26 protein-coding genes and 2 pseudogenes are annotated in these 24,416 nt (G+C 67.0%); 15 read left to right on the forward strand and 13 right to left on the reverse strand.

Going from position 1 to position 24,416, the window contains the following annotated elements; genetic code table 11:
• Positions 1 to 120, forward strand: a pseudogene (locus SX243_11000) (pyridoxamine 5'-phosphate oxidase family protein).
• Here the strand turns inward: SX243_11000 and SX243_11005 are convergent.
• From SX243_11005 to SX243_11015, 3 genes and pseudogenes are all read right to left on the reverse strand, one after another.
• A pseudogene (locus SX243_11005) lies at positions 114 to 296 on the reverse strand (pyridoxamine 5'-phosphate oxidase family protein). The pseudogenes SX243_11000 and SX243_11005 sit on opposite strands and share 7 nt — an antisense overlap.
• Before the next feature lie 5 nt (positions 297 to 301).
• The gene (locus SX243_11010; protein MDY7093486.1) at positions 302 to 1,015 is read right to left on the reverse strand and encodes a site-2 protease family protein; all 714 of its coding nucleotides are present in this window, start codon (positions 1,013 to 1,015) and stop codon (positions 302 to 304) included.
• 146 nt (positions 1,016 to 1,161) lie between these two features.
• Positions 1,162 to 1,578, reverse strand: coding sequence for a hypothetical protein (locus SX243_11015; protein MDY7093487.1), 417 nt, complete (start codon positions 1,576 to 1,578; stop codon positions 1,162 to 1,164).
• 145 nt (positions 1,579 to 1,723) lie between these two features.
• On the opposite strand from SX243_11015, the gene SX243_11020 reads away from it, so the two are divergent.
• Together SX243_11020 and SX243_11025 are read left to right on the forward strand one after the other, a co-directional pair.
• A complete protein-coding gene (locus tag SX243_11020; GenBank protein MDY7093488.1) occupies positions 1,724 to 1,951 on the forward strand; it encodes an AbrB/MazE/SpoVT family DNA-binding domain-containing protein in 228 nt (75 codons plus the stop codon).
• A complete protein-coding gene (locus SX243_11025; protein ID MDY7093489.1) occupies positions 1,948 to 2,358 on the forward strand; it encodes a type II toxin-antitoxin system death-on-curing family toxin in 411 nt (136 codons plus the stop codon). The genes SX243_11020 and SX243_11025 overlap by 4 nt, the downstream gene beginning before the upstream one ends.
• Positions 2,359 to 2,468: 110 nt before the next feature.
• Here SX243_11025 and SX243_11030 read toward each other — a convergent pair whose 3' ends face one another.
• Complete coding sequence (locus tag SX243_11030; protein MDY7093490.1) at positions 2,469 to 3,959, reverse strand: NAD(P)/FAD-dependent oxidoreductase; 1,491 nt, start codon at positions 3,957 to 3,959, stop codon at positions 2,469 to 2,471.
• Between the two features lie 308 nt (positions 3,960 to 4,267).
• On the opposite strand from SX243_11030, the gene ade reads away from it, so the two are divergent.
• The 3 genes from ade to SX243_11045 are packed head-to-tail and all read left to right on the forward strand — an operon-like array spanning position 4,268 to position 6,849.
• Positions 4,268 to 5,974, forward strand: coding sequence for an adenine deaminase (ade, locus tag SX243_11035; GenBank protein MDY7093491.1), 1,707 nt, complete (start codon positions 4,268 to 4,270; stop codon positions 5,972 to 5,974).
• A 17-nt stretch (positions 5,975 to 5,991) separates the two neighbouring features.
• A complete protein-coding gene (gene lspA / locus SX243_11040; protein ID MDY7093492.1) occupies positions 5,992 to 6,585 on the forward strand; it encodes a signal peptidase II in 594 nt (197 codons plus the stop codon).
• Positions 6,586 to 6,642: 57 nt separating this feature from the next.
• Entirely contained in the window at positions 6,643 to 6,849 is a 207-nt protein-coding gene (locus SX243_11045; protein MDY7093493.1) for a hypothetical protein, read from the forward strand.
• Here SX243_11045 and SX243_11050 read toward each other — a convergent pair whose 3' ends face one another.
• Positions 6,850 to 8,277 (reverse strand): VCBS repeat-containing protein, encoded by a 1,428-nt coding sequence (locus SX243_11050; protein MDY7093494.1) that lies wholly within the window; start codon positions 8,275 to 8,277, stop codon positions 6,850 to 6,852.
• 219 nt (positions 8,278 to 8,496) lie between these two features.
• Here SX243_11050 and SX243_11055 point away from each other — a divergent pair, with 219 nt between their 5' ends.
• A complete protein-coding gene (locus SX243_11055; GenBank protein ID MDY7093495.1) occupies positions 8,497 to 10,338 on the forward strand; it encodes a cyclic nucleotide-binding domain-containing protein in 1,842 nt (613 codons plus the stop codon).
• A gap of 44 nt (positions 10,339 to 10,382) precedes the next feature.
• Positions 10,383 to 10,958, forward strand: coding sequence for a hypothetical protein (locus SX243_11060; GenBank protein MDY7093496.1), 576 nt, complete (start codon positions 10,383 to 10,385; stop codon positions 10,956 to 10,958).
• Here the strand turns inward: SX243_11060 and SX243_11065 are convergent.
• The 6 genes from SX243_11065 to SX243_11090 form a co-directional block, all read right to left on the reverse strand.
• Positions 10,930 to 12,195: a pitrilysin family protein gene (locus SX243_11065; GenBank protein MDY7093497.1), complete on the reverse strand. Its 1,266-nt coding sequence runs from the start codon at positions 12,193 to 12,195 to the stop codon at positions 10,930 to 10,932. The two genes, SX243_11060 and SX243_11065, sit on opposite strands and share 29 nt — an antisense overlap.
• Positions 12,192 to 13,559: a pitrilysin family protein gene (locus SX243_11070; protein ID MDY7093498.1), complete on the reverse strand. Its 1,368-nt coding sequence runs from the start codon at positions 13,557 to 13,559 to the stop codon at positions 12,192 to 12,194. The genes SX243_11065 and SX243_11070 overlap by 4 nt, the downstream gene beginning before the upstream one ends.
• Positions 13,549 to 15,933 carry a protein kinase gene (locus SX243_11075; protein ID MDY7093499.1) on the reverse strand — a complete coding sequence of 795 codons (2,385 nt, stop codon included), beginning with the start codon at positions 15,931 to 15,933 and terminating at the stop codon, positions 13,549 to 13,551. The genes SX243_11070 and SX243_11075 overlap by 11 nt, the downstream gene beginning before the upstream one ends.
• 27 nt (positions 15,934 to 15,960) lie before the next feature.
• Entirely contained in the window at positions 15,961 to 16,797 is an 837-nt protein-coding gene (locus SX243_11080; GenBank protein MDY7093500.1) for a metallophosphoesterase family protein, read from the reverse strand.
• A 64-nt stretch (positions 16,798 to 16,861) separates the two neighbouring features.
• A complete protein-coding gene (locus SX243_11085; GenBank protein ID MDY7093501.1) occupies positions 16,862 to 17,146 on the reverse strand; it encodes a hypothetical protein in 285 nt (94 codons plus the stop codon).
• A 146-nt stretch (positions 17,147 to 17,292) separates the two neighbouring features.
• Entirely contained in the window at positions 17,293 to 17,745 is a 453-nt protein-coding gene (locus SX243_11090) for a hypothetical protein (protein MDY7093502.1), read from the reverse strand.
• Positions 17,746 to 17,992: 247 nt separating this feature from the next.
• Between SX243_11090 and SX243_11095 the strand changes: the two genes are divergently transcribed.
• The 3 genes from SX243_11095 (at position 17,993) to SX243_11105 (ending at position 21,379) form a co-directional block, all read left to right on the forward strand.
• On the forward strand, positions 17,993 to 19,387 hold the full coding sequence (locus SX243_11095; protein ID MDY7093503.1) for an MBL fold metallo-hydrolase: 1,395 nt from the start codon (positions 17,993 to 17,995) through the stop codon (positions 19,385 to 19,387).
• Positions 19,381 to 20,886 carry a YihY/virulence factor BrkB family protein gene (locus tag SX243_11100; protein MDY7093504.1) on the forward strand — a complete coding sequence of 502 codons (1,506 nt, stop codon included), beginning with the start codon at positions 19,381 to 19,383 and terminating at the stop codon, positions 20,884 to 20,886. Before SX243_11095 ends, SX243_11100 begins: the two co-directional genes overlap by 7 nt.
• A 67-nt stretch (positions 20,887 to 20,953) precedes the next feature.
• Positions 20,954 to 21,379 (forward strand): DUF4149 domain-containing protein, encoded by a 426-nt coding sequence (locus SX243_11105; protein ID MDY7093505.1) that lies wholly within the window; start codon positions 20,954 to 20,956, stop codon positions 21,377 to 21,379.
• 39 nt (positions 21,380 to 21,418) lie between these two features.
• On the opposite strand, the gene SX243_11110 is transcribed toward SX243_11105, so the two are convergent.
• Both SX243_11110 and SX243_11115 read right to left on the reverse strand, forming a co-directional pair.
• The gene (locus tag SX243_11110) at positions 21,419 to 21,838 is read right to left on the reverse strand and encodes a PIN domain-containing protein (GenBank protein ID MDY7093506.1); all 420 of its coding nucleotides are present in this window, start codon (positions 21,836 to 21,838) and stop codon (positions 21,419 to 21,421) included.
• Positions 21,835 to 22,035 carry a type II toxin-antitoxin system VapB family antitoxin gene (locus tag SX243_11115; protein ID MDY7093507.1) on the reverse strand — a complete coding sequence of 67 codons (201 nt, stop codon included), beginning with the start codon at positions 22,033 to 22,035 and terminating at the stop codon, positions 21,835 to 21,837. Before SX243_11115 ends, SX243_11110 begins: the two co-directional genes overlap by 4 nt.
• Before the next feature lie 381 nt (positions 22,036 to 22,416).
• Here SX243_11115 and SX243_11120 point away from each other — a divergent pair, with 381 nt between their 5' ends.
• The 4 genes from SX243_11120 (at position 22,417) to SX243_11135 (ending at position 24,401) form a co-directional block, all read left to right on the forward strand.
• Complete coding sequence (locus SX243_11120; protein ID MDY7093508.1) at positions 22,417 to 22,701, forward strand: type II toxin-antitoxin system prevent-host-death family antitoxin; 285 nt, start codon at positions 22,417 to 22,419, stop codon at positions 22,699 to 22,701.
• Positions 22,698 to 23,132 (forward strand): type II toxin-antitoxin system VapC family toxin, encoded by a 435-nt coding sequence (locus tag SX243_11125; protein MDY7093509.1) that lies wholly within the window; start codon positions 22,698 to 22,700, stop codon positions 23,130 to 23,132. Before SX243_11120 ends, SX243_11125 begins: the two co-directional genes overlap by 4 nt.
• A gap of 138 nt (positions 23,133 to 23,270) precedes the next feature.
• On the forward strand, positions 23,271 to 23,843 hold the full coding sequence (locus SX243_11130) for a TetR/AcrR family transcriptional regulator (protein MDY7093510.1): 573 nt from the start codon (positions 23,271 to 23,273) through the stop codon (positions 23,841 to 23,843).
• Positions 23,844 to 23,948: 105 nt separating this feature from the next.
• Positions 23,949 to 24,401, forward strand: coding sequence for a VOC family protein (locus SX243_11135; protein ID MDY7093511.1), 453 nt, complete (start codon positions 23,949 to 23,951; stop codon positions 24,399 to 24,401).
• Positions 24,402 to 24,416: the final 15 nt, after the last annotated feature.

Raw genomic sequence — 24,416 nt, forward strand, 5'->3', positions numbered from 1 at the left:
AGCGGCAACGAGACCGCCGCCCACCTGAAGGAAAACGGCCGGATCACCTTCATGTTCTGCTCCTTCGGTCCCAAACCCTTGATCCTGCGGCTCTACGGCCGGGGCCGCGCGGTGCTGCCGGTGAGGTCGAGGTAGGCCACCCGCTGGGGCGAGAGAACGCGGAAGGTATCGAGCCCCTTGGGCGAGAGATTGACCCGCCCATCGGCCGACAGCGGCGCGGTGGCGACGAAGAAGAGGGGCTGCTGCTCGATGAGCCCGGTGAGCTCGGGGGTCAGAGCGTCGAGGAATTTCGGCATGGCGGCTAAGAGACTCCCAATCCCAGGTAGAGCAATCCCACCGCCACTCCGTAGATCGGCACGAAGAGAACTCCGAAGAAGCGCCACGCCAGGATCAATCCCAGCAACGCGAACATGGGCTCGGCGAGAAGCTGTTGGTAGCGCAGGCTGATGCGCTTCGGCAACACGAGCTGGATTACCGCGCTGCCGTCCAGCGGCGGCAGCGGCAGCAGGTTGAACAGGAAGAGCAAGAAGTTGAGGGAGAAGAGGATGCTCAACAGCACCGACACACCGTCCGCTGTCGGATCGCCCCCCACCACCAGCCGGTCAAAGCTGAGCACGTCTCGGGTCGGCAGGGTGAAATAGCCCGCCGCCAACCCGACTCGGATGGCAATTCCCGACCACAGCATCAGGAAGAGGTTGGACACCGGCCCCGCCAACGCCATCCACCCCGCCCGCTTCGGGTGCCGGGCAGCCCAGGCCGGATCGTACGGCGCGCTGGCCCAGCCCATCATCCAGCCCATGAAGCCGAAAGAGAGCAACGGCACCAGCACCGTGCCGAAGGGGGAGCGGGCGATGTGGGGCACCGGATTGAGGGTCACCTGGCCGCCCTCGGAGGCGGTCGGGTCCCCCAGCTTGAGCGCGGCCCACGCATGAGCCGCCTCGTGGAGGGTCAGGGAGAAGACGAAGGCCACGTACCAGACGAGGCCGTGGAGCAGGAGGTCGGGAGTGAATTCCATGCAGGGTTTTCTAGCACAGGCCGGCGGTGGGAAGACACCGGGTTCCACCCGGTCGTGATGGTGGACTGAATTGGTGGGCTGGCGCCCACCCTACAAGTTGGCTCGATGCTGCGCGGCTACACGGAACCGCTCAGGGCCGAGTCAGGTCAGGGAGAGTCGGCAGCGCGACGGATCGAGGTCAACTCCAGCGGCGTTCCCCACAGCCGCACATTGGCGGGGATCTCTCCGAGCACGCCGCTGAAGACCACCTCGAGGCCATCCTCCCGCAGCTCCTCCGGCAGCTCCTCCACCGCATAGCGCGTCCCCGGCTCCGCATCCGGCACCAATCCCCACCCGAACTGCCCCACCTGCTGCACCGTTGCGGAGACCTCCCGGAGCTCCGCCCCCGGCTCCGTCGGCAAGGGCATGGAACTTCCTCCCGAGGCATCCCCAGCCTCCCCCGTCGCTTCCGCCTCGGCCTCTCCCCCACCGGGCCCATTCGCCGCCGGCGCGCCGTGGGGAGCGCAGGCCACGGCCCCCAGGAGGAGCGGAGTGAGGACGCCGAGGGCGAGCGGAAGGGCCATCGAGAGGAGCTTTCTCATATCGAAAGCCTACCACCGAGGCATCGATCCGCAGCTCATCAACAAGCGACCAACAAGTGGGTACCACCCTGGGAATCGCTTGCGGGCGTCAGTACGGCTCCACTAGGATGTTCGTACGAGGTGCACCATGGTCAAGAAGCTCACCAAGACCGGAAACAGCCTGGCGTTGGTTCTGGACCGCCCGCTGCTCGAGGCTACCGGCATCGACGCGGACACCAGCCTGGAAATCTCCACCGACGGTGATGTCATCGTCATCACCCCCGTCCGTGACGAGCGGCGGGCCGAGAAGCTCCGATCCGGGGTTGAGAAGATCAACGCCCGCTATGCCGGAGTCTTCCAGAAGCTCGCCGAGTGAACAGCGCGGCCAAGGCGGACCCTGTATTCCTGACCCTCGACGAGGTCCTGGCTCTGCACCAAGACCAAGTACGAAGGTATGGCGGCCTACCCGGCATCCGGGAGCAGGGCCTCTTGTCCTCTGCTTTGGGAGCGGTCTCCGCCACCTTTGACGGCCAATTCCTACACCAGAGCCTGTACGAGATGGCTGCAGCCTACCTCTTCCACCTCGCCCAGAATCATCCCTTCATCGACGGCAACAAACGCATCGCTCTCGCCGCAGCTCTGATCTTCCTGTGGATGAATGATGTCGAGATCGAGGTCGAGGACGATCAGCTGACCGATCTCGTGTTTGGCGTCGCGCGGGGAGAGGTCACGAAATCCCAGGTGGCCGTCTTCCTACAAAGCCACGCCAGACCTGCTTCCTAGTAAGGATGGAAGCCATCAGAATCTGCCATCAGAAGGTGGGTACCCACTGCTGGAACCAGTGAGCCAACAAGTGGGTACCACCCCCGGAAAGGGCTGTCGAGGAGACGCCTTCAGAGCTCTCGTGCGAGAACCCGCTGCGCCACCTTCACCCCGCCGAGAGCGGTAGCGAGGGTGCTCTGGCCGGGGAAGACCGAGTCGCCCACCAAGAAGAGGCCCGGGAGGATCGGGCGGGGCGCGAGATTCCGATAGTTGGACAAACCGGCCCGGCGGGGGATGCCGCCGACATAGCCTTCCGGACGGCCGGTGAAGCGCTCGAAGGTCCGGGGGCTGGCGGTGAGCTGATGCTCCACCGCCGCCGCCAGCTCCGGCGCCAAGGTGCGCAGCCCCTGCCGCATGCGCTCCTGCACCTGCTCCACATAGACCGCCCGGTGCTCTCGGCCGCCGGCCTGCAGAGCCTGCATGGGTACGTGGGTGGACACCGTCACCGTGCGACCATCGTCGGGGGTGCGCCCGGTCTCGTCAGCGGCGCTGACGCTACAAAAGAGGTGATTGCCTTCGAGCAGCGGCCGGGTCGGGTCCTGCACCAACTCCAAATGATGAGCCGACGATCGCTCGAGACTGTCCGGGGGCAGGGCGAGATAGAGCATGGCCGCCCCCCAGCCGTCCTCCACCCGCTGAGCCAGCTGCCGCAACCGCCACGGCGTGAGTCCGCCCAAGAGGTCCGGGAGCAGCTGCTCCAACGCCTGGGGCAGCAGATTCGCCACCACCGCTCCGGCCGCCACCGTCCGCCGCCGGGTACGTAACCGCCAGCCCCCCGCGGACGGCGTCAGCCCCTCGGCGCGCTCGAAGAATGCCACCTCCCCACCGCAGCCGCGAATCGCCTGCACCAAGGATTCCGCCAGCCGGCCGACGCCGCCGTGGACGTGTCCGGTACCGCGGAAGTAATAATCCATGGCGGCGAGAGCGAAGGGCGCCTCCGCCTCCGCCACCCCCGCCTGCACGGTGATCTGGCAGGTGGCGTCGAGATAGGTCACCAGCGGCTCGAAGCTCTCCAGACCGTAGCGCTTCAGCACCTGGCCCACCGGGCGCCCCACCAAACCCGCCAGCGGCAGATAGGAGGGCAGCCGACGGGCGTGCTCCCAAAGCTCCCGCAGACCGAAAGGGGGCAGCAGACGCGGTTCCGAAAACAGCCCCCACAGCGCGTCCGCCACCCGCCGCTGGAGGTCGAAGAAAGCTTCGATGCCCGCTTCCGGAGCTCCCGGCAGAGCACACAACCGCGCCACCAACTCCTCCCGGCGGGGCGGCACCGACAGACTCCAGCCGGGAGCCCGTAGCTCTACCACCGGGTCCAGCACCCGATGCTCCACCGTCAGGCCGTGACGGCGAGTCCAGCGCTCCATCAGCTGACCTTCGCCGAAGCCCGAGAAGAGGGTGGCACCGCTCTCGAAACGGTAGCCACGGCGTTCGTAGGTGGAGGCGCATCCGCCGGGATAGCCCAGCGTCTCCACCAACAACACCCGGGCTCCCTCCTCCGCCAGGGTCAAAGCGGTGGCGAGGCCTCCGAAGCCGGCACCGATGACGATTACATCGTAAGTATCCATGGGGATCTGGTGGCGGCAGGAAGCCCTCGCAGGCACAGTGCGAGGCTCCGCCCAACGACTTCATTGTAGGGACTCCCGGCTCCCCTGCCGGGACCTGTCCAGCACGGCCCGGAGGCGGTGGGCAAACCGTCCTGTGGTCTCGGTCTGTGGTAGAAAGTGGGGAAGGCCGCGGACAGGACAACCAAGCCTGCCTCATCGGCCCAAAGGTCTCTCTCACGATCATCCCTGAAGACGCCGAACCGGAAGACACCCGACCCGGAAACCGCCTAGCTTTTCAGACGCTAGCCCCTCAGACGGAAAGCATCACCATGGAACTGGCATCCCTGATTCGATACGCCCGCGGCGACGAGCCCGTCGACCTGTTGATCAAGAACGCGCGGGTGGTCAACGTGCTCAGCGGCGAGATCCTGCCCACCGACGTCGCCCTGGTGCGCTCCCGCATCGTCGGCCTCGGAGATTACGAAGCTCGGGAGACCCTCGATCTGGAAGGGGCCTACCTGGCGCCGGGCTTCATCGACGCCCACGTGCACGTGGAGAGCGCCATGGTGCCGCCCTCCGAATTCGCCCGGGCGGTGGTCCCCCGGGGCACGACGGCGGTGATCACCGACCCCCACGAGATCGCCAACGTCCTGGGCCTGGACGGCATCCGCTTCATGTTCGAGAACGCCAAGCACGGACCCTTGAGCATGTACGTCATGGCCTCCTCCTGCGTGCCCGCCACCAACATGGAAACCAGCGGCGCGGTGCTCCATTCCTATGATCTGACCTCCCTCAAATCCGACCCCTGGGTGCTGGGCTTGGCGGAGGTGATGAACTTCCCCGGCGTGATCCACGGTGACGAGGAGGTGCTGGCCAAGCTGCGGACTTTCAGCGAGATGGTGGTGGACGGTCACTGCCCCGGCCTCAGCGGCAAGGAGCTCCAGGCCTATGCCGCCGCCGGCATCCAGAGCGACCACGAGTGCACCACCGTCGAGGAGGCGCGGGAGAAGCTCCGTCTGGGCATGACCATCTTCATCCGCGAGGCGACCAACGCCCGCAACCTCAAGACCCTGCTGCCGCTGGTGGATCAGAACAATCATCACCGCATCTGCTTCTGCACCGACGACCGACAGCCGGCGGACCTGCTGGACGAAGGCCACATCGACTTCATGGTGCGCACCGCCATCGCCGAGGGCATCGACCCCATCGTCGCCATCCGCATGGCCACCTGCAACACCGCCGACTACTTCCGGCTGCGGGACCGCGGCTGCATCGCCCCGGGCCGGCGGGCGGACCTCATCGCCTTCCACGACCTCGAGGCACCGCGGCCCCACCTGGTCTTCCGCGGCGGTCAGCTGGTGGCCAAGGACGGCGCCATGGTGGTGCCCCGGCGGGAGGTGCCCACCCGGGTGCTGCGGGGCACCATGAACGTCGCCTGGCGCTCCCTCGACCTGACGATCCCCGCCGAGGGGGAGACGGTGCGGGTGATCGGCGCAGTGCCCAACCAACTGGTCACCGAAAGCCTCACCGCCCAAGCCAAGATCGTCGACGGCCAGGCCGTCTCCGATCCCTCCCAAGACCTGATCAAGATGGCGGTCATCGAGCGCCATCTGGCCTCCGGCGCCATCGGCAAGGGTTTCGTCCGTGGTCTCGGCCTACAGCGCGGCGCCCTCGCCTCCTCCGTCGCCCACGATCACCACAACCTGGTGGTGGTGGGTGCCGACGACGAGTCCATGATCACCGCCGCCCGGCGCTGTGCCCGGCTGGGGGGCGGGCTGGTGGTCGCGGAGGGAGAGACGGTGCTGGCGGAAGTGCCGCTGCCGGTGGGCGGATTGATGAGCACCGAACCCATCGAAAAGGTACGGCAGCAGCTCGACAAGGCTCTGGAGGCCGCCGGCACCCTCGGCTCTACCCTCCACGACCCGTTCATGGCCATGAGTTTCCTGGCCCTGGAGGTGATCCCGTCCCTCAAGCTCACCGATCAGGGGCTGGTGGACGTGGACCGCTTCGAGATCGTTCCGCTGTGGGTAGCCTGAGGGGAGGATGACCTGAGATGAGCTCCGAGAACTCCCTGAACCCGACCGCTGCCAATCCCCAACCCGCGGCTTCCGGCCGCAAGTGGATCCTTTTCGCCGCGGTGGTGCTCACCATCTTGGCGCTGGATCTGGCGACCAAATCCTGGGCTCTGGGAGCCCTGGAGCCCCGGGGGCCGACGATCTACGGCCTCGGCTTCATCCCCCTGACCCTGCACTTCAACACCGGCGGCCTGTGGGGCATCGGCAGCGGCAGCGTCTCCCGCTGGCTTTTCTCCATCGCCTCCTTCGCGGCGCTGGCACTGCTAGTGCACCTCTACCGCAGCACCGACCGCCGGCACCCGCTACGCCTGATCACCATCCCCATGATCGCCGCCGGCGCCCTGGGCAACCTGGTGGACCGCCTGCGCTGGGATCGCGGGGTGGTGGATTTCATCGGCCCGGTGGATCTGGGCTTCATGCACTGGCCCATCTTCAACGTCGCCGACATGGCCATCAGCTGCTGCACCATTCTGCTGGTGATCTCGCTGTGGCGGGATCCGGGGGAGCCCCAGCCGGCGATGCGAGGGAAAACTCCCGGCCAAGCCGTCGAAGAAACCCCCGCCGGCGGATGACCCGAGGCTGAAACACCTTCCCCAGCACCGGCGTAGGTTGGAATGGAGGAAACGAAATTGATCCAATTCCTACTCTGGCTCTTGCTCCTGATCTTCTGCTGGCCGCTAGCGCTCCTGGCGCTTCTGCTCTACCCCATCGTCTGGTTGTTGCTGCTGCCCTTCCGGCTGGTCGGCATCGCCGTCGAAGGGGTCTTCGAGTTGCTCAAGGCCATCCTGCTGCTGCCGGCGCGAGTGCTGCGCGGGCCTTCGCGCGTCCGCGCCTGATCAAGGAGCAGGAAAAACATCGCTCCAAGAGTTGGTGTCGCCGGACTCGAAGCCGTCGGTGAAGATCGGGTCCGGCACCCCCTGGTTGTAGAAGACCATCACCGAGGGATCCCCGGAGTTCCCCACCACTAGGTCCGCATAGCCGTTGCCGGTGATGTCACCGAAGGCAATGGCGGTACCGGCGCCGGCGGAGTTGTAGCTCCAGGACGGCGTCGAATCCAGCACTCCACCCTGGTTGAGGTAGATGTTGACCACGCCGTTGGAGAAGTGGATCTCCGCCAGGTCCGGGTCCTCGTCCCCGTCGACGTCCGCCCACCGTAGATCGCTGTGACCGAAGAAGGTGGCGCTAGAGCTATAGCCCGCGGTGAGCACGCCGGTGTCGTTGAAGTAGACCAGGGTCGGGTCGCGGCCCAGGGCCAGATCCACCCAGCCGTTGGCGTCCACGTCCGCCCAGGCCACCCCTTTGTCGGTGTCGGTATCGCCGGTGGTCCAGGTCGGCGTGGTGTCCATGCTGCCGCCGTCGTTGCGGTAGATGCCGCTCTCGAAATTCGCCCACTTGGACACCGCCAGATCCGGCCACTCATCGTCATCGAAGAGGCCGAAGGCGAGGAAGTTCTGGATCGACGTCTCCGCCGACTGCCACGAGGGCGTGGTTTCCAGCGTGCCCGCGTCGTTCTCGAAGCCGTACATGGGCCGGAAGGGGTCGTTCTGGGAATTGCCCTGGTTGGCGGTGAAGACGTCGACATCCCCATCGTCGTCGTAGTCGAAGAGCACCGCGTAGTTGTTCCAGGCGCTGTCGTTGGACGACCAGCCGGGGCTGGTGGACGGACCGCCGACACCACCGAAGTAGATCACCGACGGCGACAGCGAGCCACCGCCGTTGGCGGCGAAGACGTCCGGCAGGAGATCGGCGTTGATCAGGCCCACCTGGATGTCGCCGGTGGAAACCTCGTCGGCGGAGATCCACGACGGATTCGCCTCCAGCACGCCACCGACATTGCGGTAAATGAGATTCTCCCAATCCTCGTAGGGCGGGAAACTGTTGGAGATGTAGCAGCCTACCACCACGTCCAGATCCATGTCCCCGTCGATGTCCACCACCTGCAGACCGCCCACCTGCCGGCGCAGGGTGTTGGACCAATCCGGGCTGTCTCCGTACGGCACCGGATCGGGACCTCGATGGAGCAAACCCGGGACCTCGAAAGCCGGCAGGGTCACCGTCTCCAGACCGTCGTCGGATACCTCCACCCGCAGCGCCGCCGGCACCGGCCCGGGGCCGTCCTCCGCAGGGGCCTGCTGCGCCTCCAGGGCCGGCCAAGGACCGCACACCACCGCCAGCGAGGCCAAGACCACCCCGGCGATGAGCAGCGGCCACCCGCCACCGCGGCCGTCCAACACTTTTCGTGCAGCGTTTCGCCGTCCGGGCATCCGACTCACCTTCGCTTCCTCTGACCACCTCATTCGTCACCTCCTGACGCCGAGGACCCTTCATTGTCGACTCAAAAGAAAAAAGTCATCGGCATCGACGATATCAAGGGTGAGCTCCCCGAGCTCTCCTGACGAGACCGTGTCCGCCGCGTCACAGGTGCCGCCGAGCCCTCGGAGCGCCACGTGCTAAACTGAGCTTCCCCCTTGAGGAAGGAAAGTATGCCGGCGTCGTCCAAGCTCCAAGATGAACTCGATGCCCTGACCCATCTGGCCAAGCGCCTGTGCGAGCGCCAGATGTACGCAGAGGCCGGGGAGCTCTTTGGTTTGGCGCTGCAGCTGGACCCGCGCAACAGCGGTCTGCGGCTAGCCCAAGCGGAAGTGCGGCGCATGCAGCGCCAGTACCAGGACAAGAAGCCTCGTACCCTGCGCGACACCCTCCGGGAGCAGTTCCGACGGGACCTCATCGACAGTGCCCACTTCATCGGCCTGGCGGCCCTCTACGCCGACCGCGGCGAGAACATCAAGGCCACCGAGTGCCTGGACATCGCCAAATCCAAGGATCCCAACAACCCCGCCAGCTTCAAGCTGCTGGGGCAGATCCTCGCCCGCCGCAAAGACTATGACAGCGCCGCGGCCCAGCTCGGCAAGGCGCTACGCTTCAACCCCTTCGACCGCGAGAGCGCCGAGGCCCTGGGCCGGGCGGAATACGAGCGGCGGGAGTTCCAAGCCTCCCTCGACGCCACCATCCACGCCTTCCTGCTGCTCAACGAGGGCGACCAGGAGGGAGCCGATCGGCTACGACGCCGCATCCGCACCCTGCGTCAGATCCTCGGGTTCGAGCAAGAGGATCTGCTCCACCACTTCCACCAACAGCGGGACCGGCTGCAGATCTCCTTCGACCGGCTGCAATGGCACCGCGAACGCTTCCTCGAAGAAGGCGGCATGGTGGACACCGACGCGACCCTCACCGGTACCAAGAGACAGGACACCCGCGGGCTCATCGACCTGGCGGGGCGGATCAAGAAATTGGGCAGCCTGGCCAGCCTCTCGGACGAGCAGGTCATCCGCATCACCCGGGCGACGAGCGAGGAATTCCTCGAACGCGGTTCCTACGTCTATCAGCAGCAGAGCACCGGCGACGATGTCTATCTGGTCGAACGGGGCGAGGTGGTGCAGCAGAGCGATACCTCCTACGGCACCTTCGAGCTCCGGCGCATCGGAGCCAACGGCATCTTCGGAGAGGTCAACTTCATCAGCCGGCTGGATCGCGCCTGCGACGCCGTCACCTCCGAGCCCACGGTGCTGCTGCGCCTCGCCGCCGAGGATCTGCGCCAGATGGTGGAGGAGGACCCGGAGCTGGGGGTGCAGCTGTACTGGACCTACTGGCACACCCTGGCGGGCAAGCTGCGGGCGGCCAATGAGCAGATGCGTTCCTTCTTCGCCGAGGATGGCCGGGACACCGTGGTGGACTCCCGGGGCAGCGCCGACGCCAGCGTCTCGCGGCCGGTGGTCACCGACTCCAGCGCCACCATCCAATTGCTCAAGGAGCAGGGCTTGTCCCACGGCGAGCTCACCACTCTGGCGACCTTCTCCCGGGTGCGCCGTTTTCCCGGCGGCTCGTTCCTCTTCCGCGAAGGGGACGACGGTCGGGAGATGTACGTGGTGATGGAGGGCAAGGCGCGAATCAGCAAATTCATCCCCGGCGCCGGCGAAGAGGCGTTGGCCATCCTCGGCCGCGGCGACTTCTTTGGCGAGATGTCCCTCATCGACGGCCAACCGCGCTCCGCCGACGCCAGCGCCCACGGCGGACCGCTGACGGTGCTGGCCCTGGACCAGGAGACCTTCCGCGAGATTCTCACCATGGACGCCCACGCCTCCCTGGAGATGCTCCAACTCTTGTGCCGCCTCATCGCCCGGCGCCTGCGGGAAATTGATTCCAAGCTCATCAGCTGGCGCATCCTCGCCGGCCCGGCCATCGGGGACACCGGCGGCGTCACCCCGAGGGAGTCGGATCCGGACAGCGATGATTCCCCTGCGAGCCCGCGGCTGAGGAGAGCCTGAGGGCTTCCTTTCGCTACCACCCCGGCGACCCCATCAAGAGCATCATGTCCTCCGAGAAGCAGAACGGCAGCGCGGACCCACTGCCGGAGCTGCTGGAGGAGCTGGAGCCCCAGCTCAAGCAGCTACTGGCGCGCTTCCGCATCCCCGCTGCCGAGGCGGAGGCGATGCTCGAGGACTGCCTGATGGTGTTGATCTATCGCCAGGACCAGATCGTCGATCCCCGCCGCTGGTTGCAGCGCACCCTGCGCTACCGCTGTGTGCGCCACTGGCGCCAGCACCAGGAGCGGGTCTGCCGGGCACTGGACATCGAGCTACGGCGATGGCTGGAGGACGAAGGGGTGAGCGCGTCGGAACGTCAGGGACGACGGCGCTTGCTGGAGCGGGAGATCGAACGCCTGCCGAGCCCCTGCCGCCCGGTCCTGCGGGCGCGGCTGGAGCTCGAAGATGGCGGCGGCTCCAGCACTAGAGCCACCGGCCCTTCCCGCCATCGGTCTCGTCGGATCAACGCCGGCCACCGCGATCCCTACAATCGATGCCTGACCCGCCTCATGCGCCAGCTGCTGCAGAACGCCCAGAGCGGCCTGGAGAAGGTCAAGATCCTGTCGGCAAGCCCACCGTGACCCGCAGCTCTCGTGGGCGCAGGTGGCGTCCCGCAGCTGCCTCCACCGATGAGCGATCCACCGCTTCGAGCTGTTCGAGGCGCCAGTGAGGATGGTCCAGCGGTAGACCATAGAGCTCGGCGTCGAGCATCAACTCCGCCCACTGCCGGGCGGTCTCTCGCCGAAACGCCTCGCGCCCCAGCAAATAGGACTTGGCCTCCGCCAACTCCTCCTCGTCGACGCCGTCCGACAGCAAGCGCTCCAACTCCTCCCGCACTCCCTTCTCCGCCTGCTCCACGGTGGCCGCCGAGGTCCCGACATAAACTGCCAGACGCCCCGGGTCCAGGCCGGCACCGGAAAGGGTGTGGACCTGAGTGCTGTAGGCCAGCCCCTCGCGCTCCCGGATACGCGTCGGTAGCCGGCCGCTGAGGCCGCTGCCGGCACCGAGGATCACCGCCAGCACTTCCAGCGCCGCAGCGTCGGGATGATTGCGGGGCACCGTCAGGTGGCCGGCGAAGAGGTGCGCTTGATCCCCCTGCACCGGGATCTCCTGGCGCAGCTCCGGCAGCCCCTGAGGCGGCGCTGGCTCCTCGTCCGGACCACCGCCCCGGGTCAGGCCAGCGAAGAGCTCCTCCGCTCGCGCCGCCAGCGCTTCTTGATCGACCTCCGCGGGCTCCCCGGATAAATCGCCGGCGATGGTGAGCAGGACGCCCCGTTGCAAAGCTCGGCGATGGAACTCGCCACACTCCTCGGCCCCGAAAGCCGCCAGCCCTTCGGCGGTCCCCTGCACCGGCCGGGAGCGCGGGTGGGGCACGTAGAGCTGACGCTGAAAGGCCCAGCTGGTGCGCACCTCCGGCTGGTCTGCCAGGCTCTCCAGCTCCGCCGCCCCCTGGCGCCGCAGCCAGGTGCAGCGCTCCTCCGGGAAGGACGGCGTCAACACCAACTCCGCCAGCCATTCGAGAGCCAAGGCAGCATCCACCGCCAGGGCGTCGATGGACACGCCGTGCCCTTCGAAGCTGCCGGAGCTGTGGATCGCCATGCCCCGGCCTTCGGCGTCCTCGGCAATCTCGGACCACGAGCGCCGCTGAGATCCCTCGCTGAGCAAGCGGCCGGTGATCACCGCCTGACCGGGATGGGTCTCCAGCCGGGCGCCTCCCAGGAGCAGACAGCGCAGGGACACCATCGGTGCTCCCGGCACCTGGCAGAGGCGAAGCTGCAGGCCGTCGCCCCCGGCGCGCAGAACCAGCGGCGCGCTCACGGCTCGTCCACGATCGATGGGGAATTCGCAGAAGAGGCCGCCGAAGACGAGCCACCGCCGGCGGGCAACGACCAGCCCAACACTCCGCCCCCGGCGGGATCGAAGCAGCGGGCGGCGGCGGTCAGCTGCTCTTCGTCGGCGTCGAGGGAGCTCTGTAGCCACCGGCGGGGATGATCGAGATCGAAGAGGGTGAGGGCGAAGCCGGCGCTCAGGGCCTGTTGGTGCACTCGCTCGTGACCGAAGACCCAATCCGCCAACAGCACTCGCCGGGCGCGCTCCAGCTCCTTCGGGGACGGGGGTTCGGAAGCGAGGCGTGCCAGGTGCTCCAGCACCTCCTTCTCCACCGCCTCGGCATCCGCCCCTGGCACCAGCTCCAGCACCACCGCCAGGGAGCCGGCGAGGGGCGACTCGGCGACCTGCCCGGCCACCCACAGGCAGCTTTGACGTTCCTCCACCAGCGCCCGATGCAATCGGCTGGCGCGGCCGGAGGTGAGCACCGCCATCAGCAGCCGCACCGCGGGAAAGAGCTCGTCGCCGGCAGCGGGCCCGCGCAGGGCGAGGCAGAAGCGCGCCACGTCCCCACGCCGCCGCTGAACCCTCAGCCATTGGTTCAGCGGCGCCGGCGGCGCCAGCTCCGGCCGCGCCACGGCCCCCCGGGGAATCGCCCCGAGGCGCTCTTGAACCTGCTCCAGGGCGTCCTCCGGCAGATCTCCGGCGAGCACCAGCACGGCGTTGTCGGGACGATAGAAATGCCGGTGAAAGCGCGCCAGCACGTCACCGTCGGTGGCCCGCAGAGTCTTGCGGGTACCGATGATGGGGCGTCCGTAGGGATGGCCCTGGAAGAGCGCCTCCTGCACCGCCTGCTCCAGGGCGTCCCAGGGCTCGTCCTCGTACATGGCCAGCTCTTCCAAAATCACCTGCCGCTCGCTGTCCACCTCCCGGCGGACCAGGTTCAGACCGCTCATGCGGTCCGCCTCGATGGCCAGGGCTTCCTGCCAGCGGTCGCGGCGGAAGTTGAAGTAATAGGCCGTGGCGTCGTACGAGGTGAAGGCGTTGTTGCTCCCCCCCAACGCCTGGGTGCGGCGATCGATCTCTCCGGGGCCGTAAGCCGCCGATCCCTTGAACATCATGTGCTCGAGGAAGTGGGCGACGCCGGCCTCCGCCGCCGCTTCGTCCCGTGCCCCAGCGCGGTACCACAGGGCACTGGTGACGATGGGGGCCTGAGAATTCGGGAGCAGGCAGACGGTGAGACCGTTGTCCAGGGTCTCCACCCGCGTGCCCGCCGGAAGGGCGGGGGCTGTGAGCTGGGTCGGAACGGCGTTCTCCAACGAGGCGATGGGCTGTTTGGGAAGTCTATGAGTCATCGTCTACCGGCAGCTGGAGGGTGATCCGCTCCCGCTCCTGGGTGGCGCCGGCGGTGAAGTCGACGGCGATGTCGACCCGGCGGTGCCCCGGGGCGACGATGGAGATGCGGTGCATTCCGCGCTCCAACCGCAGCCACTCGCTGGCCCGTCCCCGGCGGCCGGAGAACTTTACCGCGGTACCCACCAGTTTTCCATCCACCAGAATCTTGGCCAACGGCGGCCGCACTCGGAAGGCCACCGCTTCGCTGACCCGATAGAGGGGCAGATCCCCCAGCGGCACTTCCGATGCCGCCATGCGCTGGAGCTGCGCCACCACGGGGCTGGCGCCACTCCGAGAAGCTTCGGCCCGCACCCGCAGGCGAGTGTCCTCGTAACCGCCCTTGCGCAGCACCAGCTCGTAGGAACCGGGATCCGGCAGCACAAAGCCGCCGCCGTCCTCCAGACCGGCGTACTCATTGACCCGTCCGATGAGCCGGCCGTCGAGGAGGAAGAAGGCGTCGTCGGGCTGCACCCGGAACACCAACTCCAGGCCCGTATTGAGGGTTCGGTCCACCGGCGGCTCGGGGTCCGGTTCCGGTTCGATGGAGGGCTCGGTGGGCGCCGGTTCGGGAAGCGCCGGGCGGAGATCCGGCGGCGGCGGGACCGGCAACGATGCCGTTCCCGAGCCTCGCGAGCCGGGCCGTTGGGGCTCTGAGCGCTGGCGGGCCGGCTCCGAGCCGGGTCTCGAAGTCGCGGGGGCATCACTACCGGCGGCTCCGGTACCGGGTTGGACAACGTTCTGGCGGGTCGTGCTCGGTGGCGGCGGTGCAGAAGCCGGCCCGGCGGATTCTTCCGCATCGCCGGACCTCGCAGCCGAGGGCCGGTCAACGCCCTCGACCTTCCCCGTGTCGGCCGCAACGGCCGTCGTCGAAACCGGCTCCCTCGCCTCGGGCCTCGGGGGAGGCGGCGGGGATGAATCGGTTGCTGCAGAGCCCGGATCCTCCGCCGGCAGATCTTCGGGAAGTAAAGAAGCTTCCTCGTCCAGATCGCTTCCCACAGCCGCAGACTCCACCGGCGCCGCCGAATCCTGCTGCGCCAGTTGGGGCGTGGTCGACTCCGCCGGTAACAGGCGTCGTAGCCCCATGGCCGCCGCCAGGACCAGAACCGCCAGGATCACCACCGCGATGGCGCCCACCAGCGCCCAGCGCAGCCCCGAAGTCTTGGAACTCCCGGTCACGGCGGTGCCGGAAGCGGTGGGAGCGAAGGCCGCCGGCGCCGAGGTTCCAGATCCGGCGGCGGCGGGCGGCCGGGGTGGGGGCACCGGCGGCAGCGGTGGCGGGCCCGACCCCGAGGCTCCAGCTCCGGGCGCCCCAACCCCAGATCCTATAGCCCCCGACGCCACGGCCCCCGACTCCACCGAACGGGTGGGCGAAGTGCTCACCGGCGCCGCTTCACCGCTTCCCACGGTCCGGGCCAGCAGCTCCGGCGGCAGGCCGCCGAGAATGCGCGCCAGCTCCTCCGCCACCTCCGCGGCGGCGGCGGGCCGGCGGCCTCGCTCCTTGTCCAACATCCGCCGCACCAGTGCCGCCAGTACCGGCGGCAGCGACGGATCGAGGCTGTCCAGGGCCGGCGGCTCGCGGTGCAGGATCTGGTACACCAGCGTGCTCAAAGTTTCGCCGTCGAAGGGCCGGCTGCCGGTGACCAGCTCGTAGAGCACCACTCCTAGAGAGAAAATGTCGCTGGTGCCGTCCAAGGGCTCGCCCCGCACCTGCTCCGGAGACAGATATTGGGGGCTGCCGATGACCATGCCGGTGGTGGTCAACTCCGTCGCCTGGCCCAGCACCTTGGCGATGCCGAAGTCGCTGATCTTGACCCGCCCGCCGGTCTCCAGCAGCAGATTGCCCGGCTTGACGTCCCGATGCACCACCCCCTGCTGATGGGCGTAGTCCAAACCCTCCGCAGCCTGCTGGGCAATGCTCAGCGCCTCTCCCACGGTGAGCTCCGGACCGTCCAGCAACCGCTGGTGGAGATCCTGGCCGGCGATGAACTCGAAAGCGAGGAAATGCAGGCCGTGGTCCTGGCCGACATCGAAGAGAGTGACGATATTGGGATGGCTCAGACGGCCCGCGGCCTTGGCCTCGCGCATCAGCCGCGCCGTGCGCTCCTCCAGATCCGCCGGCCGGATGCCGGTGAAGCGCACCGTCTTGATCGCCAGGCGACGTTCGATGGCCGGATCCTCCGCCAGGAAGACGTCGCCCATGGCGCCGGAACCCAGACGCCGCAAGATCCGATACCGGCCGACGGTCTGCCCCGCCTGCAGACCACCGGTCTGAGAAGCATCCGTCGGAGACTCGGGGCGAGAACCGGCGGGGGGATCGGGTCGGGAAGAGTCCATGGCGGTGAAGGGTCGGGGGGATCCCGGCTAGAGATCCAATCCCTCGAGGCTGTAAGGGACACGCTCCTGGCGCGGATAGAAATGACGACTGTGCTCGGCGAAGGTGGACTCTTGGGGATGCCAGCGCAGATGCGACACGCGCATCATCTCCTCCCCCACCTCGATCCAATTGCAGGTGTTCTTCTCCCGCTCCACCCCGCGGCCGCGGTTGGAGGTGGTGGTGCCGGAGTGCAGGATCACCACCGGCGGCCGGCCCTTGGGATAGAACTCCTCCGAGTTGCCGATATAGGCCTGGTGCAGATGCCCCGACAGAATCAGGTCGACGCCGACCCGGGAGAAGAGGTCGATGGCCTCATAGGCGTTGCCGCACACCCGCTGGGTGCCGAAGGTGGGAGGCGGAATCAGATGATGGTGCGCCACCACCACCTTGAATAGATGGTTCGGCGCGTCGGCGAAAACCTCCGCCACCTCGGTGAGACGGTTGAGGGAGATGCGGCCGTCTTTGAGGGTCCAGCCGTGAGCGGTGTTGATCCCCACCACCAGCAGGTCCTCGTCCCGGTAGGTGGGCTCGAGCTCCTCGGCAAAATGCGCCCGATAGGCTCCAAAGGGCAAGAAGACTCGCTCCCACACCCGGTAGAGCGGCACGTCGTGGTTGCCCGGCACCACCAGGGTGGGCACGGAAATGCTGTCCACGAAACGCCGTGCCTGCTGGAACTGCTCGGGCTTCGCCCGCTGGGTCAGATCCCCCGAGAGGATGACCATTTCGGGCTTGCGCTCCTCGATGAAGCGCAGAACCCCTTGAGACACCTCGGGCAGATGGGGAGGACCGAAGTGGACGTCGGAGATGTGAAAAAGAGTGCGCACGACGAACCGAGTCTACTGCATCGGCAAGCCGCCGAGCAGCCCGGCCCGCGACTCGGCTCCAAACTCAGAGCACCTCGTCGTCGAGGAATTGATTGACGTGATCCACCAGCTGGTCGGCAGCAAAGGCCGCCAGCGCGGTGAGCACGCCGGCGCCGCGGCGATGTCCCAGCATCCAGCCTCCCACCGCGGCCAGGGTCAGGGCAGGCCAAGGGTACCTTTGCACCATGCGGCGCCAGTCGAAGCCCTCGGGCATGGCTTCGTCCACCAGCGCATCGGCGATGCCATTGGATGGGCCATTGGATGGGCCCGCGGGCTTGGCGCCCTGGGACGAACTCTCTGTTGCGCTCATCGGCATTCTTTCTCCCTACCGCCGGTGTACAGCGGCGACTGACCGGGGCGCCCTGCGGCGAGGCAGAGCGCCCGGCTTGGATCTCTCAACTTCCTGTCTTGGCTTCTGCGCCTGGCTGCTTCGATGCTTCGTCAGCGACAGCCGGCTCAGCGATCGCCCCGCTCCCCACGCATCAGCAGTCCCACGATGAAGCCCGTGGCGGCGGCGATGAGCACCGACTTGCCCGGGTTGTCGCGCACGTAGTCGTTGACGTTGCCCGCCAGGTCGTCCATGTCCTTGCGCGCCCGAACATAGCCCTCCCGGGCCTTGTCGGAGAGCTCGGAGTAGCGCTCCTGGGCCTGTTCCCGAGCCCGCTCGGCGCTCTCCCGCGCGTGAGCGAAGCCCTCCTGAGCCCGCGTTTTGGCGGTGTCGAGGCCTTCCCGAGCCCGCTCCTTGGCGGTCTCGAAGCCCTCCCGGGCAGCGTCCTTGGCCTTGCTGGCGCCTTCCTTGAAGCGCTCCGCGTGCTCGCCCAGATCTTCCTTGGCAGCGCGCAGACCTTCCTTGGCCTCGTCGAGACCCTCACTGACCGAATCCTTGACCTTGTTCAAATCGTCTTTCATGTTTTTTTTCTCCCAAACTCCCACCCCCGGCGGCGGCCGGCGGACGGGCTCTGTTGTACTTCCTACGGAGCTTGAACCAGCTTCTCATCGGGCTTTGCGGCGATGCCCAAACCCAGAGAGAGTCCTATCAGTATACCGTGCAAGGTTCATTCCCGATCTTCCTTCCTTGTCTCCGGGCCCTAGCGGGGCGATGGTAAGCTCAAGCTCGTTTTGGTGAGACGACACTTCTACAGCGGGATTGGAAAATATGGCCAAAGTGACCTTCTATGGAGCGTGCGGTGTCGTCACCGGCAGCTGCACTCACCTTTCTTGGAGTGACGGCACCGAGCTGCTGGTGGATTGCGGCATGTATCAAGGGCCGGAGCAGCTCGAGCAGCTCAACTGGGAGCCCTTCGCCTTCGACGCCCACAAATTGCAGGCGGTGATCCTCACCCACGCTCACCTGGACCACATCGGGCTGCTGCCGAAGTTGGTCAAGGAAGGATTCTCCGGACCCATCCACACCACCAAGGCGGGCCGCGGCCTGGTCTCGTTGATCCTTCGGGACGCCGCCAAGATCCAGGAGGAGCAGGCCCGCTACGCCCGGCGCAAGAAGTACAGTCATCACCGCGACCCCAAACCCCTCTACACCAGCGACGAGGCGCGCAAGGCGCTCAACATGCTGGTCACCCAACCCTTCGACAAGACCTTCGACGTCGTTCCCGGCATCCGGCTGCGCTTCCGCCGCGCTGGCCACCTGCTGGGCGCCGCATCGGTGGAGATCGAGGCCAAGGGCTCCGACGGCGAGCGCCGCACCTGGTGTTTCTCCGGCGACATCGGACGCCACGGCGTCCCCATCCTCAAAGATCCCCAACCGCCGGAAAAGGCCCCGGCGGCGCTGCTGCTGGAATCCACCTACGGGGACCGCAGTCATCCCGACTCCAACCCCAAAGAAGAGCTGGCGGCGATCATCGAGGAAACCTACGCCCGTGGCGGCATGGTGATCATCCCCGCCTTCGCCCTCGGCCGCAGCCAGGAAATTCTCTACTACATGGCGGAGCTGGCGGACGAAGGCCGGCTGGATCCCAAGACCGTCTTCCTCGACAGCCCCATGGCGATCAAGGCTACCCACATCTACGACACCGCCGAGGCGGAGCACGACGCCGAGCTGCAGGAGCTGGACGACACCGTGGATCCCCTCGCCGCGCCGCCGTTCAACCACGCCGCCACGGTGAGCCAGAGCAAGAGCCTCAACCACCGCCGCAAGCCGGCGGTGATCATCTCCGCCAGCGGCATGGCCACCGCCGGCCGAGTCGTGCACCATCTCAAAAACCACCTCGGGGACCCCAACAGCTCGGTGGTGCTGGTGGGCTACCAGGCCTACGGTACCCGCGGCCGCGCGCTGCAGGAGGGCGCCGACACCGTCGGCATCCACGGCCGGCGGGTGCGGGTGCGGGCGCAGATCCACTCCCTCTCGGGCCTCTCCGCCCACGGCGACCGGGAGGATCTGATCAATTGGTGCAAGGCCCTGCCGGAACCGCCCCAGCGCATCTTCCTCAACCACGGGGAGGATCCGGCGCGCAAGGCCCTGGCGGCGGAACTGGAAGAGGCCGGCTTCCCGCGGCCGGTGTTGCCTCTGCCGGGAGACTCCGTGCCTTGGTAGAACGGCTCTCGCGCCTCCCCAAGGTGCGCCGTAGCCTGCACGACGCGCTGCTCCTCTTCCGTCTGGCGGCGGAGAAAGCCCAAAAGGACGGTCTGGGCCTCATCGCCTCGGCCCTGGCCTTCGTCAGCATCCTGTCCCTGGTGCCGCTGCTGGCAGCCTTCTCCTTCATCGGCGCCCGCGCCTTCCGGAGCTACCAGGAGCAAGTGCTCGACCTCTTGGTCCAGCTCCTGCCGTACTCGGAGGTGGCCCTGCGGCAGATGCTCAACGAGCTGGTGCTCCAGGCCGGCCGGGTCCAGGGCCTGGGGCTGCTCTTCTTCCTGGTCGGCGCCCTCACCGCCTTCACCACGGTGGAGCGCACCATCAACCGCACCTGGACCCTGCCCCACCGCCGCCCCTTCCGGCAGCGCCTGTTCTCCTTCACCCTGCTGCTCTTCTGGGGTCCGCTGCTCATCGGCGCCGCCTTCTCCGCCGCCGCCGTGCTACGCCAGCGCGCCGGTCTCAGCTCCATGCTCAACGCCACCGGCATCATCGGCCTGCTGCCGCCAGCGGCGATCCTGGTAGGGCTGACCATGCTCTACTGGCTGGTGCCCTACACCCGCGTGGGCTTCCGCAACGCCCTGCTGGGGGGCACGGTGGCGACCCTGCTGCTGGAGCTCCTGCGCCAGGGCTTTTCCCTCTACATCCGCTACTTCCCCGGCTTCAACCTGGTCTACGGCAGTGTCGCCTTCGTCTTCCTCTTCCTGGTCTCCATGCAGCTGGCCTGGGGCATCATCCTCGCCGGCAACGTCCTCGCCTACACCGCCCAGCACTTCCCAGCCCTCGCCTACATGCATCGGCGCGGCCCGCGGCTAGCAGGCCCGTGGCTGGCCATGGCCCTGCTCACCCTGCTGGCCCGGGAGCTCGACCGCGGCAAGCCCATCGTGCCCCTCGCCAGCCTCGCCGCCCGCCTGCGCCTCTCCCCCGCCGAGCTGCGCCCGGTCCTCGGGCCCCTGCTGCGCCGCCGCTTGCTCCTCGCCACCGGCCGCGAGGACGAGGGCTACCTCCTTGCCCGCCCACCGCGGCGCATCCGCATCTACGAGATCTTCGACTGCTACGACCCGCGACGGCTGTCGCGACGGGAGCTGGCTCCGGACGAGCTGGAATCGGACGATCTGGCCCCCGGCGGCCTCGTCACCGGCAAACCGGCTTCCAAGACGCCGGCCTCCGGCCAGGCTCCTAGCGGGGACACGGAAGGCCCCGAAGTCCTGCTGCCGCCCCCCGGCGGCCTCGGCCTCCAAGGCCCCGGCGGCGGCCCCGACCCCACCGAGGAAACCCTGCCTCCCCCGCCGGAGGGCCTGCCCCAAGCCCTCGAAGACGTCCGCCGCCGCGTCACCAGCGCCCGAGCAGCAACCCTCGGCGACCTGACCCTGGCGGATTTGGCTCTCGCAAACCAAGCCCATCCGCCCCAAGAATCCCCCACCGCCGACTCCAACCAGGAGCCGAGCAGCCCCACGGGGTAGGGTCACTTCTCCTAAGATGGAGGGTGTAGCGACGCGTTCCTTCATCTACCGTGCCCCGGAGGCTCCCATGCTGCGATTTCTCTGCTGGGTCTGGCTCGGCCTGGTCCTCGGCGTCTCCTTCCTCGCCGCCCCCATCAAGTTCTACGCTCCCACCCTCGACCTCCCCACCGCCCTCGACGTCGGCCGCGTCACCTTCCACCTGCTCAACCGCATCGAGTGGATCTTGAGCGCCACCCTCGTCTACCTGGCCTTCCTCCAACACCGCTCCACCCGCTTCGAACCCACAAGCTGGATCCTCACCGGCGCCGTCCTCCTCATCGTCGGCCTCCAGACCTTCTGGATGCTCCCGGTCCTCGACCTCCGAGTCGCCGCCATCCTCCGCGGCGAATCCATCCCGCCCTCGGCGCTGCACACGGTGTATATCGGGGTGGAGCTGGCGAAGGTGGGGGTGCTGGGGGTTTTGGGGGCGGTGGGGGAGCGGGCGGGGCGATGAGGAAGGTCCCCTGTAGGCTAATAGCCCGCTGAAACTCGCTTAGACCGCCCAAAGCTCCACCGGCAAATGCTCAGCGAAGTGCTGGAAGTCGCGATCCGTCGTGAAGATGGGCAGGCGGAAACGTTCGGCGACGGCGCAGATCAGGAAGTCGGTGTTCGAGCCCTGGATCCCTCGCCCGCGGCAGGTGTTGAAATGCTGCGCGGCCCGTTCATAGTCCTCGGGAAGGATCTCCAGAGTCTCGAAGGCGCGGAGGGTGCCTCGGAGGGCTTCGAATTGCTCCGAACGCCGCAGGCCGGAAAGAAGCTCCTGACGGATCGGGCCGATGAGGCTGGCCTGGCCGGCGAGGATCAGCTCGCGGAGCGACTCCACCGCCGGCCCCAAGTCCCTCCCGGAAGCCTTTCCACCATCCCGCCGCCGCAGAGCCAGCGACCAGATGCAGGTGTCCACCAAGACCGTCATGGGCGCCGGCGCTGCTCTTTGTAGTCGTAGGCGGGATCGTAATCGACGGTGCCGAAGAGCTTCAGAATCTCCCGCTGACGATGCCGCTGGATGTACTCCTCCAACGCCTCGTTCACCGTCGCCTTCTTCGTCCGATGCCCTCCCACCCGCTGAGCTTCCTGCAGCAGCTGGGGGTCGATGTCCAGGTTGGTGGCCATGACAACTCCTTCACACAGGATTCTACACAAAAATCTGCACAAATCTTCGCACAGACCAACACTTGGGTACCACCCTCTGCCAAGAGCAGACCAACACTTGGGTACCACCTAGTCAAGTCACCTGTTCCCAGACACTTACAGAACCGCTCACAGCCCACCTGCCGCGTCCTAGAGCGCGCGAATCCGCCGGCAAATCCAGAAAACCGGCACTTGGCGACCACCCCATATCGACCAATCAACACTTGGGTACCCCCTTCTGGGTACCTCCTGGAGAGCCCCGCGGGAGCGGAAACCAACACTTGGGTACCACCCCCTGCCAACAGCCCCTGAATTGCCCACCGGCCCGCCCGTGGCTACAATGGCCGCAAGGAGCAACAAGCCATGACCAAGGTCAGCACTAGAACTCTCAAGGATCAGCTCTCGAGCTATCTCCACCGCGCCGAGCGGGGCGAGCAGATCATTGTGCTGCGCGGCGGCAAGCCGGTGGCCGCGTTGGTTTCGTTGGAATCGATGGCTGCGTCGGACGAACCCGGCCGGCTGGCCGCTCTGGCTCACCAGGGCTTGCTCACCCTTCCGGCCGACGGCGGCTCCGGCAAGATGGCGGCTCCGGAAGTTCCCTCTCGGGGACAAAGCGCTGCGAGCATGGTCCTCGAGGACCGTCGTTGATCGATTTTCTCGACACCAGCGCGCTGATCAAGCTGTATATCGCGGAGGATGGATCCGAGAGGCTCGCCCGGCGAGTCGAGGATCAAAGCGTCGCTGTCTCCGATTTGGCCTTTGCGGAAGTCCATGCAACCCTCGCGCGGCGGCTGCGGGAGTCCCTTCTGACCATCGCCGAATACCAGTTGACGACGCGGCGCTTCGCGGCGGAGTGGCAAGGCTTGATCCGCGTATCCGTCAGTCAGGCCGTGCTGCAGCTGGTACCGGGCCTCTGCCAGCGCCATCCCCTGCGCAGCGCCGACGCGCTCCAACTCGCCAGCGCTTTGATGCTTCGGGAGGAAGATCTCTCGGTCACCTTGGTGGCCTGTGATCAGCGATTGCTCGGGAGTGCCGCGGCTGAGAAGCTCCCGGTCTTCGACCCGACAGCCGCTGTCTGATCTCCAGATCAACACTTGTGTACCACTCCCGGGAACAGCCCTCGGGAGTCCCCCATCGGTGCGATGCCCCAGAAGCAGAAGAACCAGAAAACAAGCTCCCCCCTTGATTCTTTACCGAACGTTCCGTAAGATCACTCCATGCCCGTCACCAAGGTCCAAGAAGAAGCCCTCCTCGACCAGCTCGGCGATGTCTTTCGCCGCTACGGCTATGAGGGAGCTAGTCTGAGCCGGCTGTCGGAAGCCACGGGGTTGCAGCGGGCGAGCCTTTACCATCGTTTTCCCGGTGGCAAGGAGGAGATGGCGCGGGCGGTACTGAACCGGACCGTGGGGTGGGTCGTGGAGAAGATTCTCCAACCTCTCGGCGGACCGGGGACGCCTCGGGAGCGGCTGGTGGCCATGGCTCAGCGGCTCGACGAGCTCTACGACGGCGGTTGTAGCTCCTGTCTTCTGGACGTTTTCTCCCTCGGCGGCCGGGGCCACGCCTTCGAGAACGAGGTCGATGGCAGCCTGCAGCGCTGGATCGAAACGTTGGCGGCAGTGGCCCGAGAGGCTGGTGTGGGGCCGGACGAAGCCCGGCGACGGGCCGAGGACGTTTTGATCCGCATCCAGGGCTCCCTCGTCGTCTCCCGCGGCCTACGAGACACCTCTCCCTTTCAGCGAACCATGGAAGACCTGCATCGAACGCTCTTGCCCGAGCTTGACGACGCCTGAGGCTCTCTAGGAGGTTGAGTTGGACCGCGAATTCACCACGATAGATCGTTACCTCTTATTTTTACCGAACGTTCTGGAAAAACACTCATTCAAGGAGTCTTCACAATGTCGAGTCATCCCGCCCCCGGCCACATCGGCCTCAACGTCACCTCCCTCGAGCGCTCTCTCCCCTTCTATCAACGGCTCCTCGGCTTTGAGGTCCTCGGTCAATCAGAGGAAGAAGGCCGCCGCTTCGCCTTTCTCGGTGACGGCACCTCCCTGCGCTTGACGCTCTGGCAGCAAGCCAGCGAAGGCTTCGACGGTACCCGAGCCGGACTTCATCATCTGGCCTTCGAGGTGGCTTCTCCGGAGGACCTGGACACCTACCGTCGGCGTCTCAAGGATCTGGGGGTCGAGCCCCTCCACGGCGGCGTGGTTCCGCATAGCGAAGGAGCTGGCTCCGGAGGGCTTTTCTTTCTCGATCCCGACGGCGTCCGGCTCGAGCTCTCAGTGCCCCACGGCCTGGAGAGCGACGCCCAGGCGCCCGCCGGCACTGCCCCCACCTGTGGCTTCTTTTAATCCAAGGAGGAATAG

This window comes from Acidobacteriota bacterium (assembly GCA_034211275.1).
GTDB lineage: Bacteria > Acidobacteriota > Thermoanaerobaculia > Multivoradales > JAHZIX01 > JAGQSE01.

Bases quoted from the DNA above. Each gene is read 5' to 3' on its own strand.
- SX243_11010 (MDY7093486.1), bottom strand. From the start codon at position 1,015: ATGGAATTCACTCCCGACCTCCTGCTCCACGGCCTCGTCTGGTACGTG.
- SX243_11015 (MDY7093487.1), bottom strand. From the start codon at position 1,578: ATGGCCCTTCCGCTCGCCCTCGGCGTCCTCACTCCGCTCCTCCTGGGG.
- SX243_11020 (MDY7093488.1), top strand. From the start codon at position 1,724: ATGGTCAAGAAGCTCACCAAGACCGGAAACAGCCTGGCGTTGGTTCTG.
- SX243_11030 (MDY7093490.1), bottom strand. From the start codon at position 3,959: ATGGATACTTACGATGTAATCGTCATCGGTGCCGGCTTCGGAGGCCTC.
- ade (MDY7093491.1), top strand. From the start codon at position 4,268: ATGGAACTGGCATCCCTGATTCGATACGCCCGCGGCGACGAGCCCGTC.
- lspA (MDY7093492.1), top strand. From the start codon at position 5,992: ATGAGCTCCGAGAACTCCCTGAACCCGACCGCTGCCAATCCCCAACCC.
- SX243_11050 (MDY7093494.1), bottom strand. From the start codon at position 8,277: ATGCCCGGACGGCGAAACGCTGCACGAAAAGTGTTGGACGGCCGCGGT.
- SX243_11055 (MDY7093495.1), top strand. From the start codon at position 8,497: ATGCCGGCGTCGTCCAAGCTCCAAGATGAACTCGATGCCCTGACCCAT.
- SX243_11060 (MDY7093496.1), top strand. From the start codon at position 10,383: ATGTCCTCCGAGAAGCAGAACGGCAGCGCGGACCCACTGCCGGAGCTG.
- SX243_11070 (MDY7093498.1), bottom strand. From the start codon at position 13,559: ATGACTCATAGACTTCCCAAACAGCCCATCGCCTCGTTGGAGAACGCC.
- SX243_11075 (MDY7093499.1), bottom strand. From the start codon at position 15,933: ATGGACTCTTCCCGACCCGATCCCCCCGCCGGTTCTCGCCCCGAGTCT.
- SX243_11085 (MDY7093501.1), bottom strand. From the start codon at position 17,146: ATGAGCGCAACAGAGAGTTCGTCCCAGGGCGCCAAGCCCGCGGGCCCA.
- SX243_11090 (MDY7093502.1), bottom strand. From the start codon at position 17,745: ATGAAAGACGATTTGAACAAGGTCAAGGATTCGGTCAGTGAGGGTCTC.
- SX243_11095 (MDY7093503.1), top strand. From the start codon at position 17,993: ATGGCCAAAGTGACCTTCTATGGAGCGTGCGGTGTCGTCACCGGCAGC.
- SX243_11105 (MDY7093505.1), top strand. From the start codon at position 20,954: ATGCTGCGATTTCTCTGCTGGGTCTGGCTCGGCCTGGTCCTCGGCGTC.
- SX243_11110 (MDY7093506.1), bottom strand. From the start codon at position 21,838: ATGACGGTCTTGGTGGACACCTGCATCTGGTCGCTGGCTCTGCGGCGG.
- SX243_11115 (MDY7093507.1), bottom strand. From the start codon at position 22,035: ATGGCCACCAACCTGGACATCGACCCCCAGCTGCTGCAGGAAGCTCAG.
- SX243_11120 (MDY7093508.1), top strand. From the start codon at position 22,417: ATGACCAAGGTCAGCACTAGAACTCTCAAGGATCAGCTCTCGAGCTAT.
- SX243_11130 (MDY7093510.1), top strand. From the start codon at position 23,271: ATGCCCGTCACCAAGGTCCAAGAAGAAGCCCTCCTCGACCAGCTCGGC.
- SX243_11135 (MDY7093511.1), top strand. From the start codon at position 23,949: ATGTCGAGTCATCCCGCCCCCGGCCACATCGGCCTCAACGTCACCTCC.